The 15,253-nt window shown below is 65.4% G+C and carries 13 protein-coding genes and 3 pseudogenes; 13 read left to right on the forward strand and 3 right to left on the reverse strand.

The genetic code is table 11. From position 1 onward, the window contains the following. The first annotated feature begins 51 nt into the window (after positions 1-51). From ACVWW1_RS07540 to ACVWW1_RS07575, 8 genes and pseudogenes are all read left to right on the forward strand, one after another. Positions 52-810 (forward strand): GntR family transcriptional regulator, encoded by a 759-nt coding sequence (locus ACVWW1_RS07540; protein WP_456655378.1) that lies wholly within the window; start codon positions 52-54, stop codon positions 808-810. Further along, positions 807-1,572 (forward strand): annotated as a pseudogene (locus tag ACVWW1_RS07545) (aspartate/glutamate racemase family protein). The gene ACVWW1_RS07540 and the pseudogene ACVWW1_RS07545 overlap by 4 nt, the downstream one beginning before the upstream one ends. Next, a pseudogene (gene hydA, locus ACVWW1_RS07550) lies at positions 1,572-2,985 on the forward strand (dihydropyrimidinase). Before ACVWW1_RS07545 ends, hydA begins: the two co-directional pseudogenes overlap by 1 nt. Positions 2,986-3,014: 29 nt before the next feature. Next, the gene (locus tag ACVWW1_RS07555; RefSeq protein ID WP_456655379.1) at positions 3,015-3,926 is read left to right on the forward strand and encodes an alpha/beta fold hydrolase; all 912 of its coding nucleotides are present in this window, start codon (positions 3,015-3,017) and stop codon (positions 3,924-3,926) included. A gap of 286 nt (positions 3,927-4,212) precedes the next feature. After that, positions 4,213-5,910 (forward strand): phospholipase C, encoded by a 1,698-nt coding sequence (locus ACVWW1_RS07560; RefSeq protein WP_456655380.1) that lies wholly within the window; start codon positions 4,213-4,215, stop codon positions 5,908-5,910. A 36-nt stretch (positions 5,911-5,946) separates the two neighbouring features. Then, positions 5,947-7,266: a cytochrome-c peroxidase gene (locus tag ACVWW1_RS07565; protein WP_456655381.1), complete on the forward strand. Its 1,320-nt coding sequence runs from the start codon at positions 5,947-5,949 to the stop codon at positions 7,264-7,266. A 72-nt stretch (positions 7,267-7,338) separates the two neighbouring features. Continuing rightward, positions 7,339-8,169: an aldo/keto reductase gene (locus ACVWW1_RS07570; protein ID WP_456655382.1), complete on the forward strand. Its 831-nt coding sequence runs from the start codon at positions 7,339-7,341 to the stop codon at positions 8,167-8,169. Between the two features lie 177 nt (positions 8,170-8,346). Beyond that, a complete protein-coding gene (locus ACVWW1_RS07575) occupies positions 8,347-9,240 on the forward strand; it encodes a hypothetical protein (protein ID WP_456655383.1) in 894 nt (297 codons plus the stop codon). Between the two features lie 13 nt (positions 9,241-9,253). On the opposite strand, the gene ACVWW1_RS07580 is transcribed toward ACVWW1_RS07575, so the two are convergent. Continuing rightward, a complete protein-coding gene (locus ACVWW1_RS07580; RefSeq protein ID WP_456655384.1) occupies positions 9,254-9,931 on the reverse strand; it encodes a DUF599 domain-containing protein in 678 nt (225 codons plus the stop codon). A gap of 117 nt (positions 9,932-10,048) precedes the next feature. Between ACVWW1_RS07580 and ACVWW1_RS07585 the strand changes: the two are divergent. The 5 genes and pseudogenes from ACVWW1_RS07585 to ACVWW1_RS07605 all read left to right on the forward strand — a co-directional run bounded on the left by ACVWW1_RS07585 (position 10,049) and on the right by ACVWW1_RS07605 (position 13,269). Further along, positions 10,049-10,703: pseudogene (locus tag ACVWW1_RS07585) on the forward strand (glutathione S-transferase N-terminal domain-containing protein). Between the two features lie 116 nt (positions 10,704-10,819). Further along, complete coding sequence (locus ACVWW1_RS07590) at positions 10,820-11,188, forward strand: YidB family protein (RefSeq protein WP_176530795.1); 369 nt, start codon at positions 10,820-10,822, stop codon at positions 11,186-11,188. A 216-nt stretch (positions 11,189-11,404) separates the two neighbouring features. Then, positions 11,405-11,608 (forward strand): hypothetical protein, encoded by a 204-nt coding sequence (locus ACVWW1_RS07595; RefSeq protein ID WP_092114848.1) that lies wholly within the window; start codon positions 11,405-11,407, stop codon positions 11,606-11,608. A gap of 153 nt (positions 11,609-11,761) precedes the next feature. Continuing rightward, positions 11,762-12,709: a hypothetical protein gene (locus tag ACVWW1_RS07600; protein ID WP_207830075.1), complete on the forward strand. Its 948-nt coding sequence runs from the start codon at positions 11,762-11,764 to the stop codon at positions 12,707-12,709. A gap of 119 nt (positions 12,710-12,828) precedes the next feature. Further along, positions 12,829-13,269 (forward strand): DUF1489 family protein, encoded by a 441-nt coding sequence (locus ACVWW1_RS07605; protein WP_028336418.1) that lies wholly within the window; start codon positions 12,829-12,831, stop codon positions 13,267-13,269. 43 nt (positions 13,270-13,312) lie between these two features. Here ACVWW1_RS07605 and ACVWW1_RS07610 read toward each other — a convergent pair whose 3' ends face one another. Together ACVWW1_RS07610 and panC are read right to left on the reverse strand one after the other, a co-directional pair. Then, positions 13,313-14,059: a hypothetical protein gene (locus ACVWW1_RS07610; protein WP_456655385.1), complete on the reverse strand. Its 747-nt coding sequence runs from the start codon at positions 14,057-14,059 to the stop codon at positions 13,313-13,315. A 67-nt stretch (positions 14,060-14,126) separates the two neighbouring features. Then, positions 14,127-14,978 carry a pantoate--beta-alanine ligase gene (gene panC / locus ACVWW1_RS07615; RefSeq protein WP_456655386.1) on the reverse strand — a complete coding sequence of 284 codons (852 nt, stop codon included), beginning with the start codon at positions 14,976-14,978 and terminating at the stop codon, positions 14,127-14,129. Positions 14,979-15,253 lie beyond the last annotated feature (275 nt).

Raw genomic sequence — 15,253 nt, forward strand, 5'->3', positions numbered from 1 at the left:
GCCAAGACTGAAGCCAAGACGAGCAGACGGAGCAAGGAATCCAAGCGTGCGATGACGGCGCTGCAGCGGCGCCGGCTGCGCGTGCCGCGGGTCGGACTGCACGAGCAGGCGGCGGCGCGGCTGCGCACCATGATTGTGCGCGGCGAGCTGGCGCCGGGGCAATCGCTGGGGGAGGCGGACCTCTCCGACGCGCTCGGCATTTCGCGGACTCCGTTGCGCGAAGCGCTGAAGCAATTGGCGAACGAAGGCCTGGTCGAGCTGCGGCTCAACCACAGCGCCGTGGTGGCGCCGTTCCGCCGCGCCGAGCTGGCCGAATTGTTCGAGGCGGTCAGCGGCATCGAGCGCTGCGCCGCCGAACTCGCCGCGCTGCGCATGGAGGACGCCGACTTCGAACGGCTCGACGCGTTGCAGGACAAGATCGAGTGGCACCACGGCCGCGGCGAGCTGCGCGACTATTTTCTAGTGAACCAGCAGATCCATTCGGCGATCGTCGGCTTCGCCCGCAACGCGGTGCTGAAGGCGACGCATGAGGCGCTGCTGGCGCGGGCCGAACGGGCGCGTTTCTTCGCGCTCTCGGTGCTCGGGCGCTGGGATGAATCGGTGCGCGAGCACCAGGATATCCTGGCCGCGCTCAGGCGCCGCGATGCGGCGCGGGCCGGGCAGATGCTGGCCCACCATGTGCGCCGCACCGGCGAGATCGTCGCCGAGACGCTGGATGGCAAGGCACTGAACGACGAGGCGGATGACGCCGCGGTACCGGACACTCCCGCAAAGCCGCGCGGCCGCAAGACGAGGAACGTTGCGCCATGAAGATCCTGCTGCTCAATCCCAACACGACAGTGGCGGTCACGGATCTGCTCCATGCCGCCGGCAGCAAGGTGGCTTCAGCCGGCACCGAGCTCGTGCCCGCGACCGCCGCGCGCGGCGTGCCTTATATCGCGACCCGCGCCGAGGCCCAGATCGGCGGCGCGATCGCGCTGGAGATGCTGGCCGAGGCCGGCGGCGGCATCAATGCCGCCATCATCGCCGCGTTCGGCGATCCCGGACTGTTCGGCGCGCGCGAGCTGTTCGCGTTTCCGGTGGTGGGATTGGGCCGAGGCTGCGATGCTCACCGCCTGCATGCTCGGCCGGCGGTTTTCCATTGTGACCTTCGCCGGCGCGCTGGCGCCCTGGTACGAGGAATGCGTCGCCATGCACGGGCTGAGTTCACGCTGCGCCGGCATCCGCACGCTCGACGGTGGCTTCCAGTCGATCTCCGGCGTACAGGCCGAGAAGGAAGAGCTGCTGGTCGCGCTCGCCAACCAGGCGGTCGAACAGGACGGCGCCGACGTTGTCATTCTGTCGGGCGCGCCGCTCGCAGGCCTTGCCGCAAGGGTCCGCGACCGTATTCCGGTGCCCGTGGTCGATCCGGTCGCGGCCGCTGTGCGCCAGGCGGAGACGCTTGCCGTGCTCAAGCCGCGCAAGGCGGTCGCCGGCACCTTCCGGCGGCCTGATCCGAAACCAACGCTCGGACTGGCGGAGCCGCTTGCTGCAATCATCGAACATCGCTCACCGAAAGAGGGGACAGACTGATGTCCTTCGACACCATCATCCCGCGGCGGCACCGTCGTCACCGCTGCCGACACCTTTGCCTGCGATGTCGGAATCCGTGACGGCAAGATCACGGCGCTCGGCCGCGATCTCGGCGATGCGGCCACGATCATCGACGCCACCGACCGGCTCGTGCTGCCGGGCGGCATCGACAGCCACGTCCACTTCGCCCAGCCGTCGGGCGACGGCATCGTGATGGCGGACGGTTTTGCCAGCGGCACCCGCTCGGCGGCGTTCGGCGGCAACACCACCGTGCTGCCGTTCTGCCTGCAGGAGAAGGGCCAGACGCTGCGCGAGGCGCTCAAGCACTACCATTCGCTGGCGGACGGCGAATGCCATGTCGACGTCGCCTTCCATCTGATCGTCACCGATCCGACCGAGCACGTGCTGGGCCAGGAGCTGCCGGCGCTGGTCGAGGACGGCTATACCTCGCTCAAGGTCTTCATGACCTATGAGGGGCTGGCGCTGTCGGATCGCGAGCTGCTCGAGACCATGTCGGTCGCGCGCGAGACCGGCGCGATGCTGATGGTGCATGCGGAAAACTTCGACGCCATCCGCTTCCTGACCGACCGGCTGGAACGCGCCGGCAACATTGCGCCGCGCTTCCACGCCACCTCGCGGCCGATCCCGGTCGAGCGCGAGGCCACCCATCGCGCGATTTCGCTGTCCGAGCTGGTCGACGTGCCGATCATGATCGTGCATGTGTCGAACCGCGAGGCGATGGACGAGATCCGGCGCGCGCAGCAGCGGGGCTTGCGGGTGATGGGCGAAACCTGTCCGCAATACCTTGTCCTGACCGAGAAGGATCTCGACCAGCTCAACATGGAAGGCGCAAAGTACGTCTGCTCGCCGCCACCGCGCGATGTCGCCAGCCAGCAGGCGTGCTGGGAAGGCTTGCAGCAGAAAGTGTTCTCGGTGTTCTCGTCGGACCATTGTCCGTTCCGCTACGACGACCCGCAAGGAAAGCTCGCGCCCAAGGGGCGTACCAGCTTCCGCTGGGTGCCGAACGGCATCCCGGGGGTGGCGACGCGGCTGCCGATCCTGTTCTCCGAGGGCGTGGTGAAGGGGCGCATCGACCTCAACAGCTTCGTCGCCTTCAGCGCCACCAATCACGCCAAGATCTACGGCCTCTATCCGCGCAAGGGCACGATCGCGGTCGGCTCCGATGCCGACATCGCGCTGTGGGACCCCAAGCGCAAGGTGACGATCCGCCACGAGCTGATCCATGACGGCTCCGACTACACGCCCTATGAAGGGCTCGAGGTCACCGGCTGGCCGGTGTTGACCATGGTGCGCGGCAAGGTGGTCGTCGACGACGGCACCCTGGTCGGCAGCAAGGAGCACGGCACATATTTGCCGCGCGCCAAACCCCAGGCGGGGGCAACCATTTCCTAACACCCAAAGCAAGAAGGCAGGAGACCACCATGCCCTACGCGACAACCGACGACGGCGTGCGGCTCTATTTCGAGGAGACCGGATCCGGCCATCCGGTGATCCTGGTCCATGAATTCGCCGGCGACCTGCGCAGCTACGAGCCGCAGATGCGGCATTTCGGCAAGCGTTTCCGGACCATTGCCTATAATGCGCGCGGCTTTCCGCCGTCTGATGTGCCCGAGCAGGTCGCGTCCTATTCGCAGGCACGCGCAGCCGACGATATTCTTGCCGTGCTCGATCACATCGGCGCGCCGAGGGCGCATATCATCGGCCTCTCGATGGGTGGCTTTGCGACCTTGCATTTCGGATTGCGTCATCCGGCGCGGGCGCTGTCGCTGTGCATCGGCGGCTGCGGCTATGGCGCCGAGCTCGACAAGCGCGAGACGTTTCGCGCCGAGGCCGACGTGATCGCGGGCATGATCCGCAACGACGGCATGCCGGCCTTCGCCGAGCGCTACGCCTACGGGCCGACGCGCGTGCAATACGAGAACAAGGACCCGCGCGGCCACGCCGAGTTCAAGACCATGCTGGCCGAGCACTCGGCGGTGGGATCGGCCAACACTCAGCAGGGTGTGCAGAAGGAGCGACCCTCGCTCTACACGCTGGTCGACGAAATGAAGCGCATCACGGTGCCGACGCTGATCATCACCGGTGACGAGGACTGGCCGTGCCTGCTGCCGGGCATTCTGATGAAGCAGAGCATTCCGTCGGCCGCGCTCGCCGTCATGCCGAACTGCGGCCACGCCATCAACATCGAGGAGCCCGACGAATACAACCGGATCGTCGGCGAGTTCCTGGCGCAGGTCGAAAGCGGCCGCTGGCAGCAGCGCGATCCGAGAGCGGTGAGTGCTTCGATCACGGGGATGAAGGACGAGTTGGCTCGGCCAGATACGTCACGTTGAATTGTGCGACTACAGGAATCGTCTCGGACCGTGCGTGCATGAACACGTGGTACGCGCGGATGTAGGTCACATCACGACGCGCGTGCCGGCGTCATTGAGTTCGCGATCGATTCGATGACATCGATGCAATATCCGTTCGCGCGCGCCGCAACCGCCGCGTGAGATCGAACGCGTGACGATCACGTCGCGATGACACGTCAATCGCAAAACCGACACAGAGCTGTTACGCGCGCTGGCTAATGTGCCGCATGTCGACGTCATAAATCCTTAAAAAATGGGGCAAGAAGTGAAGGCGAAATTCCTTTCAACGGTCGGAGTCTGTCTGGTCGCTGCTGCTGCAGTTGTGTGCAGCGCCGCGGCTCACGACGATGATAGAGATCACGATCATCGTCATCCGAACGACATCCACACCGCAACGCCGATCAAGCATCTCGTCATCATCTTCAACGAGAATCGCTCGTTCGATCATTATTTCGCAACCTACCCGAATGCGGCCAATCCGACCGGCTCGATTCCGTTCGTTGCGAAGCCGCATACGCCGAAGGTCAATAACCTCGCCAACGCCAATTTGTTGACCAACAACCCGAACACCAATCCGGCCAACGGCACGGGCGCGACCAATCCGTTCCGCCTCGACCGCACGCAGGCCAACACGCGCTCGCAGAATCACGCCTACACGCCCGAGCAGCAGGCGGTCGACAACGGCAAGGAAGACCTGTTTCCGAAATTCACCGGTCGCGGCACCGCCGGCGGCGTCGGTGCCTTCGGCACCAACGGGCAGGTGATGGGTTATTTCGACGGCAACACGGTCACCGCGTTCTGGAACTACGCACAGAACTTCGCGATGAGCGACAATAGCTGGACCGACACCTTCGGTCCGTCGACGCCCGGCGCACTCGAGGTGGTTGCGGGCCAGACCAACGGTGCGCAGAACATCGTCGGCACGTCATCGTCGATCGCCGACGGCCAGGGCGGCCTGACGTTGATCGGTGATACCGACCCTGCCTACGACTCCTGCTCGAGCACGACCAGCCAGGTCCTGATGACCAGCAAGAACATCGGCGACCTCCTCAATGCCGAGCACATCAGCTGGGGCAGCTTCATGGGCGGCTTCGACCTGACGCTCAAGAACAGCAACGGCACCACCAATTGCGCCCGCAGCACCTTCTCGAGCAACGTCAACGGCAGCATCGTCGACTACATCCCGCACCATGCCTGGTTCCAGTACTACAAGTCGACCGCCAACCCGACCCATGCGCGGCCGAGCTCGGTCGACGCGATCGGCCACACTTATGTGCCCGGCAGCAAGACGCTCGATCCGGCCAATCACGCCTACGATCTCGAGGACTTCTACGCCTCGGTGAAGGCCGGCAACTTCCCCGCCGTCTCCTACATCAAGATGCCGGCCTATCAGGACGGTCATCCCGGCAACTCCGATCCGCTCGACGAGCAGGTGGGCAATGTCGAGCTGATCAACTTCCTGCAGAAGCAGAAGGAGTGGCGCGAGACCGCGGTCATCATCACCTATGACGACTCCGACGGCTGGTATGACCACCAGTACATTGCGCCGATCAGCGCCTCGTATGATCCGACCGCCGACCAGGTCAACGGTCCCGGCCAGTGCGGCCGTGGTATCGGCAAGCAGACGCAGCCCAAGGGCCTGAACGGTCAGCCGGTGAACGGCCGCTGCGGTCCCGGCACGCGGATCCCGTTCCTGCTGATCTCACCTTACGCCAAGAAGAACTTCGTCAGCCACACGCGCATCTCGCAGGCGTCCGTCGTGCGCTTCATCGAAGACAACTGGCTGCACGGCCAGCGTCTCGGCGGCGGCGCGTTCGACGACAGCGTCGAATCGATCACGGACATGTTCGACTTCGATCATGGCCATGATCACGACCGCGACGATCAGGAGAACAAGCTGTTCCTCGATCCGACGGCCGGCACGGTCATCGTCAGCCCGTCTGATGATCATCACCATCACTAACGCTCTGGGATCACTGGACGTCATATGAACGGCCGCATGTTGTGGCTTCTCGGCGCCGGCCTGCTCTGCATGGCCGGCGCCGTTGCGGCAGTCGAGACCCAAGGACTTCCGGGGACAAATCCGAGCCCGGTGCAGCTCAGGCGTCCGCCCGTCGCCCCGTTGTCCGGCATGGCGCAGCTCGGCCAGAAGATATTCTTCGACGCGTCGCTGTCCTCGTCAGGCGCATTGTCGTGCGGCTCCTGTCACAGTCCAGATCACGCCTACGGGCCGCCCAACGATGCGGCGGTCATGTTCGGCGGCCCCGCGCAATCGCGGCAGGGGACGCGCGCCGTTCCGGGACTGACCTATCTGGAACGCCAGCCGAATTTCAGCATCGGACCCGAGAAGGACGAGGACGACAATCTCGTCGACTTCGCGCAACTGGCCGCGGCAGGCCAGCAGGCTGCGCGTGCGAAAAAGGTCGCGACCGGGACCGCGGCGTCGGCGGTCAACATCGTTCCGCAGGGTGGGCTGTTCTGGGATGGCCGCGCCGATACGCTGCAGGACCAGGCGATCTTCCCGCTGCTTGATCCCAATGAGATGGACGGCGGCAGCATCGAGGTGTTGGCGCAGAAGCTGCGCCAGGCGAGCTATGCGCCGCGCTTTGCCGAACTGTTCGGCGCTCAGGTCTTCGACAATACGCGGCTGCTGGTCGCCGAGGCGATGTTCGCGGTCGCGCGCTATCAGGTCGAGGAGCCGAGCTTCCATCCCTACAGCAGCAAGTTCGACTACTGGCTGGAAGGCAAGGCGCGGCTGAGCGAGAGCGAGTTGCGCGGCTTGCAACTGTTCAACGATCCGGACAAGGCCAATTGCGCCGGCTGCCATACTTCGTCGCCGACCCGCGACGGCCTGCCGCCGCTATTCACCGACCATCAGTATGAGGCGCTCGGCGCGCCACGCAACGCCGCGCTCGCCAGCAACCGCGATCCCAACTATTTCGATCTCGGGGCCTGCGGCCCGTATCGCACCGACATTGCCGAGCAGACGCAATATTGCGGGATGTTTCTGACGCCGACCTTGCGCAACACCGCAACCCGCCACGTGTTCTTCCACAACGGCGTCTTCACGAGCCTCGAGCAGGTGCTGGATTTCTATAACTTCCGCGATACCAATCCGGAGAAGGTCTACCCGCGTGCGGCTGACGGTACAGTGCGGAAATACGACGATCTGCCGGAAAAACATCACGGCAATGTCGACGTCGCCGATCCGCCGTTCGAGCGCCGTCTCGGCGACACGCCCGCGATGACGGCGCAGGATGAAGCCGACATCATCGCCTTCCTGAAGACGCTGACCGATGGTTACCAGCCGGAGCGGTGAGCGGTCGCGACGGCTCATCGTGGAACCCATGCGTGAGTTGGCAGGTCCTCGTCATGCGCGCATAATGGGCCCATGAATGTCGTAGAAGGCAACGGTGCCAGAGTTCCCGCGATCGGGCTCGGCACCTGGGAGCTGCGCGGGCGGACCTGCGCCCGCATCGTCGAGCAGGCGCTGCGGCTCGGTTACCGGCACATCGACACCGCCCAGATCTATGACAACGAGCGCGAGGTCGGCGAGGGGCTGCGCGCCTCCGGCATCAAGCGCGACGATGTGTTCCTGACCACCAAGGTCTGGACCACACATTTCATGGCGAAGGATCTCGAACGTTCCGCCAAAGAGAGCCTGGCGCGGCTGCGTATGGCCGAGGTCGATCTGTTGCTGCTGCACTGGCCGCATCCGCACGTGCCGCTTGCCGAGACGCTCGGTGCGCTGGCGCGGGTCAAGCAGGCGGGACTGGCGCGGCATATCGGGGTCTCGAACTTCAACGTGGCGCTGATCGAGGAGGCGGTGGCGGCGTGCCCCGAGCCGCTCGCCTGCGATCAGGTCGAGTACCATCCTTATCTGGGCCAGGCCGACGTGATCGAGGCGTGCACGCGCCATGGCATGGCATTCGTCGCCTACAGCCCGATCGCGAAAGGACGCGTCAAGGGCGACCGCGCGCTGGCGCGGATCGGCGACCGTTATCGCAAGACGGCTGCCCAGGTCTGCCTGCGTTGGCTGGTGCAGCAGAATGTCTCCGCGATCCCGCGCACCTCGAAGCTCGAGCGGCTCCAGGAAAATCTCGACATCTTCGACTTCGAGTTGTCGGATGAGGACATGCGCGAGAATTTCGGCAATCGGGCGCACGGCCGCGCGCTGACGGCCCATCTGAACGCCCATGGCGCGTTGGGTCCTTGCCTGTGAATCGCCGCGCGGAAAATGGCTGGGCAGCGGTCCGGACCATGCTATTGCGCGCTGGCCGATTGCGGTTTTGCACCGAATGGGGATTGAGGCAGGCGGGTTCCACCCGGTATTGTGACCGGCGGGGAGACGACACTGATGTGATCGAGTGGGATGAAGTTTCGGCCAAACGCGGATCTGATGGCATCGGTGTTCGTGCACCTGATGCTGCTCGCGCTGATTTTCCTGTATTCGGAGGTGCATCAGTTCGATCCGGTCGCCGCTGACACGGTGCCGGTCGAGATCGTGACGCCGCAGGAGGTCGCCAGGAGCGAGATCAAGAGCGAGATCAAGCCCGATCCGGTGCCAAGCCCGTCGCCGACGCCGGAGCTGCAGTTACCATCGCTCGACAAGCCCGTGGACACGGCCAAGTCCGAACCACCGGCGCAAGCGCCGGCAGCACAGCCGCAGCAGGCCCAGCAGCAACCGCCGCAGAAGCAGGCGACGCCGCCGGAGCCCAAGCCCAGCCCGGCTCCGCAGCATGCTGCCGTCGAGCCGCCGGCACCGCGGACGCCGGCACCCCAGACGCCGCCGATGCCCCAGCCAATGGCGCAGCAAGCAGCGACGCCATCGCCACCCGCCTATGTGCAGCCCGAGCCGGACCTGTCCGTCAAATACAATGTCATGCTCGGTTTGCCGCCCGACATCCCCATCAAGCCGCCGGCCGAAGCTCCGCACGGCCCCGGTCCCGGCAAGGACAATTTCGACGCCGCCGCCACCGAGCAGGCCGACGTCGGCTCCAGCGTGGTCGCCGAATTCCGCCGTCATCTGAAGAGCTGCATGAAGCTCCCGGCGACGCTGAGCACCGGCGATGACGTCAGGATCAAGCTCAGGGTGTTCATGAAGCCCGATGGCAAGCTCGGCGCATCGCCGTTGCTGATCGAGGCTACCGCATCGGAAAAGGGGCCGCTGCTGCTCAAGAGCGCGACCGAGGCGCTGCAGGCCTGCCAGCCCTATGCGATGCTGCCGCGGGACCGCTACGGCGAATGGAAGGTGCTCGACCTCGACTTCACGCCGCGCGATTTCGCATCGTGAGCCGAGGCAAGTCTCAGCTTCCCATCGCCTGCCAGGCATTCGAGGCGAACTGCCGGCGCCAGATCACGATGACGACCGCGGCGGTGGTGGCGAACAGCACCCAGGGGCTGACGAACCAGCCGAGATAACCGAGCGCGAAGAAGAACGCGCGCTGGCCGCGATTGAAGTGCCGGCCCGCGGTCTCGAACAGCCGCGTGGTGCGGATCACATGCGCCTCGGCTTCCGGTGTATCGCGCTGGCCGGCCGGCGGCATCGCGCCGAACAGGATCGCAACATAGTTGAACAGGCGATAGGCCCAGGCGAATTTGAAGAACGTGTAGATGAAGATCAGGATCAGCCCGATGCACTTGATCTCCCACAAAGCGGGCGAGGGCGTCAGGTTGACCGGCAGCGCACCGAGCACCGCGAGCGCGTCACTGGTCGCGCGCAGCAGCGCCAGCGCGCCGCCAATCGCGATCAGGCTGGTGGAGGCAAAGAACGCGGTGCCGTTCTGCAGGCTGGCCATGATCTGCATGTCGACCATCCGCGCATCGCGGTTGAGCAGATTCCGCACCCAGATCTCGCGATAGACATGCATCCGCGCCGACAGGCTGTCGCGTCCGTAGGCGGTGTGCTCCAGCGTGATGGCATAGACCAGCCATTCCAGCGCGAAGAAGCCGACGGCCAGGACGTCGACCCAATAGCCGGTCATTGGTGCCTTCCTTCGTCAACGCGCGGCAGGTCCGCGCCGCGCTGCATCCGCGTCATGTACAGGTTGAACGCGTGCAATGCACTATGGCAAACTGGCGTGGCAACAGGATTCACAGGCATGCTCAAGCTCGTCATCGGCAACAAGAACTATTCGTCATGGTCGATGCGGCCCTGGCTGGCGCTGCGCACCAACGACATTCCGTTCGAGGAAATCTTCGTTCCGCTCTACACCGACCAGGCCGACAAGGACCGCATCCTCAGCTTCAGCAAGGCCGGCAAGGTGCCGACGCTGATCGACGGCGACGTCACGGTGTGGGATTCGCTGGCGATCATCGAATATCTCTCCGAGAAGTTTCCCGAAGCGAAGCTCTGGCCGTCGGATCGCGCCGCGCGCGCGCATGCCCGCGCGATCTCGGCGGAGATGCACTCCGGCTTCGTGCCGCTGCGCAGCGAATGCGGCATGAACCTGCACCGGCCAATCCGCGCCGTCGCGCTGTCGGACGATGCGCGGGCCAATGTGGCGCGGATCGAGGAGATCTGGGCCGATTGCCACGCGCGCTACGGCAAGCAGGGTCCGTTCCTGTTCGGCGCATTCTCCGGGGCGGACGCGATGTACGCGCCCGTGGTGCATCGTTTCCGCACCTATGCGATCCCGGTGAAGGGCCGAGGCGCAGCACTATGTCGATGCCATGATGCAGCTTCCGGCGTTCCAGCAATGGACCAGCGACGGCCTGGCCGAGACGCTGCGGATCGAGCGATTCGAGGACGCCTGACCGGTCCTGCGCTGCCGAATTGTGACAGCGGCGGCAAAGATCGCGGCTTGACGCCGCGGGGCCGAAGGCGTCGAATCCGAAAGACCGGTTTTGCAAGTCGTGAAAGGACTTAGACCATGGGCATTCTCGATTCCCTGGAGAACTCACCGGAGCTGAAAGGCATGCTTGGCCAGCTCGGGGCGGCCGTCATCCCCGTCGTGCTGGGTCAGGTGATGGGCAATGGCGGGCAGGGCGGCTTGTCGGCGATCGTGGCCAAGCTCGAGCAGGCCGGCCTCGGCGAACAGGTCAAATCCTGGATCGGTACCGGCCAGAACCTGCCGATCACCGCCGAGCAGCTCCAGGAGGTACTGGGCAGCGACACCGTCAAGCAGCTCGCCGCCAAGTTCAACATTCCGGTCGACCAGTTGTCCAAGGTGCTGGCCCAGCAACTTCCGGCTGCGGTCGACGGCGCGAGCCCCAACGGAAAGTTGCCGCATACCGCCTGAGGCCGTGGAACCGGGTTCCGGCCGAGGTCGGCGGGCAGTTTCCGGGTGGCACGTAAATTGCTGCCTATCGCCCTGAAAAACCTGCAAAATCGCACCTTCGCCATGCCCCAATCTTGCTGGATTTGGGGCGGTGCGATGTGCTAGGTTGCCGCAGGGTTCTCAAAATGCCGGCTTGAGCTATCGGGACTGTCAGCTCAGCCAGCAATCTCTAAGAAAATGGAGAGGGCGTTGAAGCATAAGTACTCGATTGGCGAGATCGTCTATTTCACGGCCAGCAACGTGGCGCGCCCCGCTGCGAGCGGCACCTATGAGGTGATCCGCCTGCTGCCGACCGACGGTGACGATTGCCAGTATCGCATCAAGAGCTCGACTGAAGCTTTCGAACGGGTGGCCAAGGAGAGTCAGCTCGCGCTGTCCTGAACGCGTTGTGCGCAAGCCGGTGGCTGGAGCGGGTTCCGCGCCGTCGCCGTCAAAAGGCCCTGTTCGCAGACCCATTGTGCTGAAGGTTGGACGTCGGGATGGCGGCGTTCGCCGTCGCCGGCTGTGCTTACGCTGTGTTGAGGGACATCGCGCATGAATTGGGCTTCCTCGCTGGATCAGATCTGGCGCTCACCGACCTTCCCGATGTGGCTGACGCTGGCTGCGGCGGGCTTCTTTGGGATCGTCGTTCTGGTCACGCTGCTGCGCGCGGAAAAGTCCGTCGCCAACGGTGCGCTGACCGTCATCACGCTGCTGTCGATCGCGGTTGCGGTCGCCGCCACGATCCGCGGCTTCGGGCCGGGCGGGCAGGCGGCGCCCGCCGACACGCGGACGGCGCAATTCACCAGCCAGACCGCGCCGGCGCTGGCCTGCATCGACGACCTTGCCGGAGACGCCGTCCTCAATGCCTGCGAGAAGGTGCTGTTCGGTTCGTCTGACACAGCAGCGGCGGCGGTCAGCTATGCGGCGGCGCAGATTTCGCGCCTGACCGCGCTCGGCGACCTGGCAACCGCAGAGCGCAATTCGACCACCGAGTTGCAGGCGCTGCGCCGCGCCATCGAGCACGACCGCTACGGTCTGGTGGCCTACGCACTGATGGCGCGAGACCACTGCACGCCGACCGCGTGCCCCGCGTTCCGCTCGCTGGGCGACAACCATCAGATCATCAATAACATGAACGAGCGGACCTACGAGAACCTGGTCACGCGCTACGCCGCGTCCTGGAACGCACCGGCGGGCGCGCAGGCGTCGGCTGCCAACGGCCTGATCGCAGCGTTGCCGCCGTCAATGCCCACCGGCAAGCCGACCAATGCGGAGTTTCCGAGCGCGTCCTCGACGCCGCCGGTCAGTATCATGACGCCCGAACCGGCGAAGCCGGCCGCTGCGGCCCAGCCGCCGGCCGCACGCGCCGCCGCCGCGCCGCCCGCTGCCCCGAAGCGGCCGCCCGCGCCGAAGCGCCCGGTCCAGATCGCGCCGGCTCCTGCGCCGGCGGCGCCGCCGCCTGCCGCGGCAAGCGCGCCGGCGGCCGCGAACCAGGAATGAGTGTGATGACGGCGGCTTGAGCCGTCGTCATCACACTGTTCCGGGCAGCAAATCCCGATATCCACTGCCGCTGCTATCGCTCCCTTTCCAAAGCGCGCGCCGGCCGCTACATCCGGCGCATGCCGCTTCATCTCATCAAGCTTGCCGTCGGTTGCGACTCGGTCAAGGAACTCAAGGGCTGGGTCGCCGAACGGATGGCGACCGCGAAGAAAAAGGGCCTGCCGCTCCGTCACGTCCACATCACGCGGATGACGCCGAAACGCGAGGAGGAGATCCTCGCCGGCGGTTCGCTGTATTGGGTGATCCGTGGCGAGATCGCCGCGCGCGAGAAGATCATCGCGATCGAGCCGTTCCGCGACAAGGACGGCATCGGACGCTGCCGGCTGGTGATGCAGCCCAAGGTGATCGCCGTCTCGCCGCGGCCGATGCGGCCGTTCCAGGGCTGGCGCTACCTGACCGCGGACTCCGCGCCCGCGGATCTCACCAAGTCGAGCGCGGCCAGTGTGGCGTCGATGCCGGAGCCCATGCGCCGCGAGTTGCGCGACCTCGGATTGCTCTGAGCAATCGGATTGCTGTGAGCAATCGGAAGACGGCTGGCGCCGATCACTGCGTCACGAGATGCAGCCGGCCCCATTCGGACGCCGGGATCTCGACATAGCGGCCGCCCGCCTTGTCGACGGTGACGTCGAGCAGTTCATGGTCGATCCCCATCTCGCCGAGATATCGCCGGAACTGGTCGGTGAAGATCGAGGTCAGGCCTTCCCGGTGCTCGGCCGAGACGTTGGGCGCGAGCCGGTCGTAGATCTGCATTCTGGCGGTCAGGATAACGCGATTGCCGGGCGGCAGGATGCGATGTACGCCGCCTGCAAGCATCAACACGCAGGCCAGCTCGCAGGCGACACCAGAGAGCTTTTCCTTCGCATCCAGCGGGCCGCCGGGCCGCTTCAGGGCAAAACAGTCCTCATCGGATTTCCCAATGCAGGCCTCGACCTCGGTCGCCGCCACCGCCGCATCGATGCCGCGACCGCGCAGGATCCGGCCGAGGCTGGCAGCGACAGTGAGGTCGGACCCTTGCTTGACATTGATCACGACCGGCAGCTTGCGTCCGTTCTGCCGGTCGAGGATCGCCAGCAAGCGCTTGTAGGTGTCCCACTGCACGACGCCCTCGGCGGCGATCCAGTCCGAGCAGCCCGGACCGCAGGCATCGGGCGCACCATGCGCAACGTAGAAGATCATCGCGCCGGGTGCGGAAATGACCCCGCCGACCGGCGGCCGGGTCTGCGCCTGCGCCGCGACGGCGGCCAACAGCGCGATGCCGAGAGCAATACCTCGCCTGAAATAACTGTTCATTCCGATCGCCTCTGAAAGGCGCGATCATCCCGCGTCGCGGCGGCGGCGCAAGCCCGACCCGACATGGCTAGACCGCGATGTTATCGATCAGGCGCGTGCCGCCGATCCTTGCCGCCACCAGCATCCGCATCGGACCGTCCTTCAGCGAGCCGATCGGCGCCAGCGAGGCGGCGTGGCGGACCTCGAGATAATCCAGCACGAAGCCGGCCTTGGTGATCTCAGCGGCCCCGTCGGCCATTGCGGTCGCGGCGTCCTCGCCGGCGCGCAGGCGGCCTGCCGCTTGCTTCATTACCCGGTTGAGCTCGGGGGCCGCGCGCCGTTCCTCCGTCGAGAGGTAGACGTTGCGCGAGGACATCGCGAGGCCGTCGCGTTCGCGCACCGTCTTCGACCCGATCACCTTGACGCCGAGGTCGAGGTCCGCGGCCATCTGGGTTACGACCCGAAGCTGCTGAAAGTCCTTCTCGCCGAAGATCGCAACATCGGGCCGGACTTGGGTGAACAGCTTGCCGACCACGGTGGCGACGCCGCCGAAGAAGTGCGGCCGGAAGCGATCCTCGAGTCCAGCGGTGGCCGGTCCCTCGGGCACGATCCTTGTGGCGAAGCCGTCCGGGTACATCGCCTTCACTTCGGGGTGCCAGATCAGGTCGACGCCCTCGGCGGCGAGCTTGGCGACGTCTTCCTTCCAGGTGCGCGGGTACGAACCGAAATCTTCGGTCGGCGCGAACTGGGTCGGGTTGACGAAGATCGAAACGACGACCCGCTTGGCGCGACGCTTGGCGAGCCGCACCAGCGACACATGGCCGTCATGGAGCGCTCCCATGGTCGGGACCAGCGCGACGGTCGCCTTCTTGGCGCGCAGGGTGTCGACGGCGCGACGAAGGGCGGGGACGGTACGGACGACGGTGGGATTTCTCGGCATCTGGTCTCGACTCGTGGGACAAGCTGGGTGGGGGAAGTCAGGTGGAACGTTTGGCGTTCGGCAGGTGGCGGAGCTTACCAAGTCCGAACCGCAATCGGCAAACTGCCGCGGCAAGCATTACCCGATCTCGCACGCGCATGGATCGCAGGCCGCGTGCCGCCGATCGCAGCCGGCTTGCGCGTTCGATTCATCATTAAGGACGGCTGCAATTGATTTCCTGTCGCAGTGATGCATTTCACTTGACCGCAGCCGTGCGCGATTTGAAGATCATTGCG

The organism is Bradyrhizobium sp. JR3.5 (assembly GCF_054057015.1).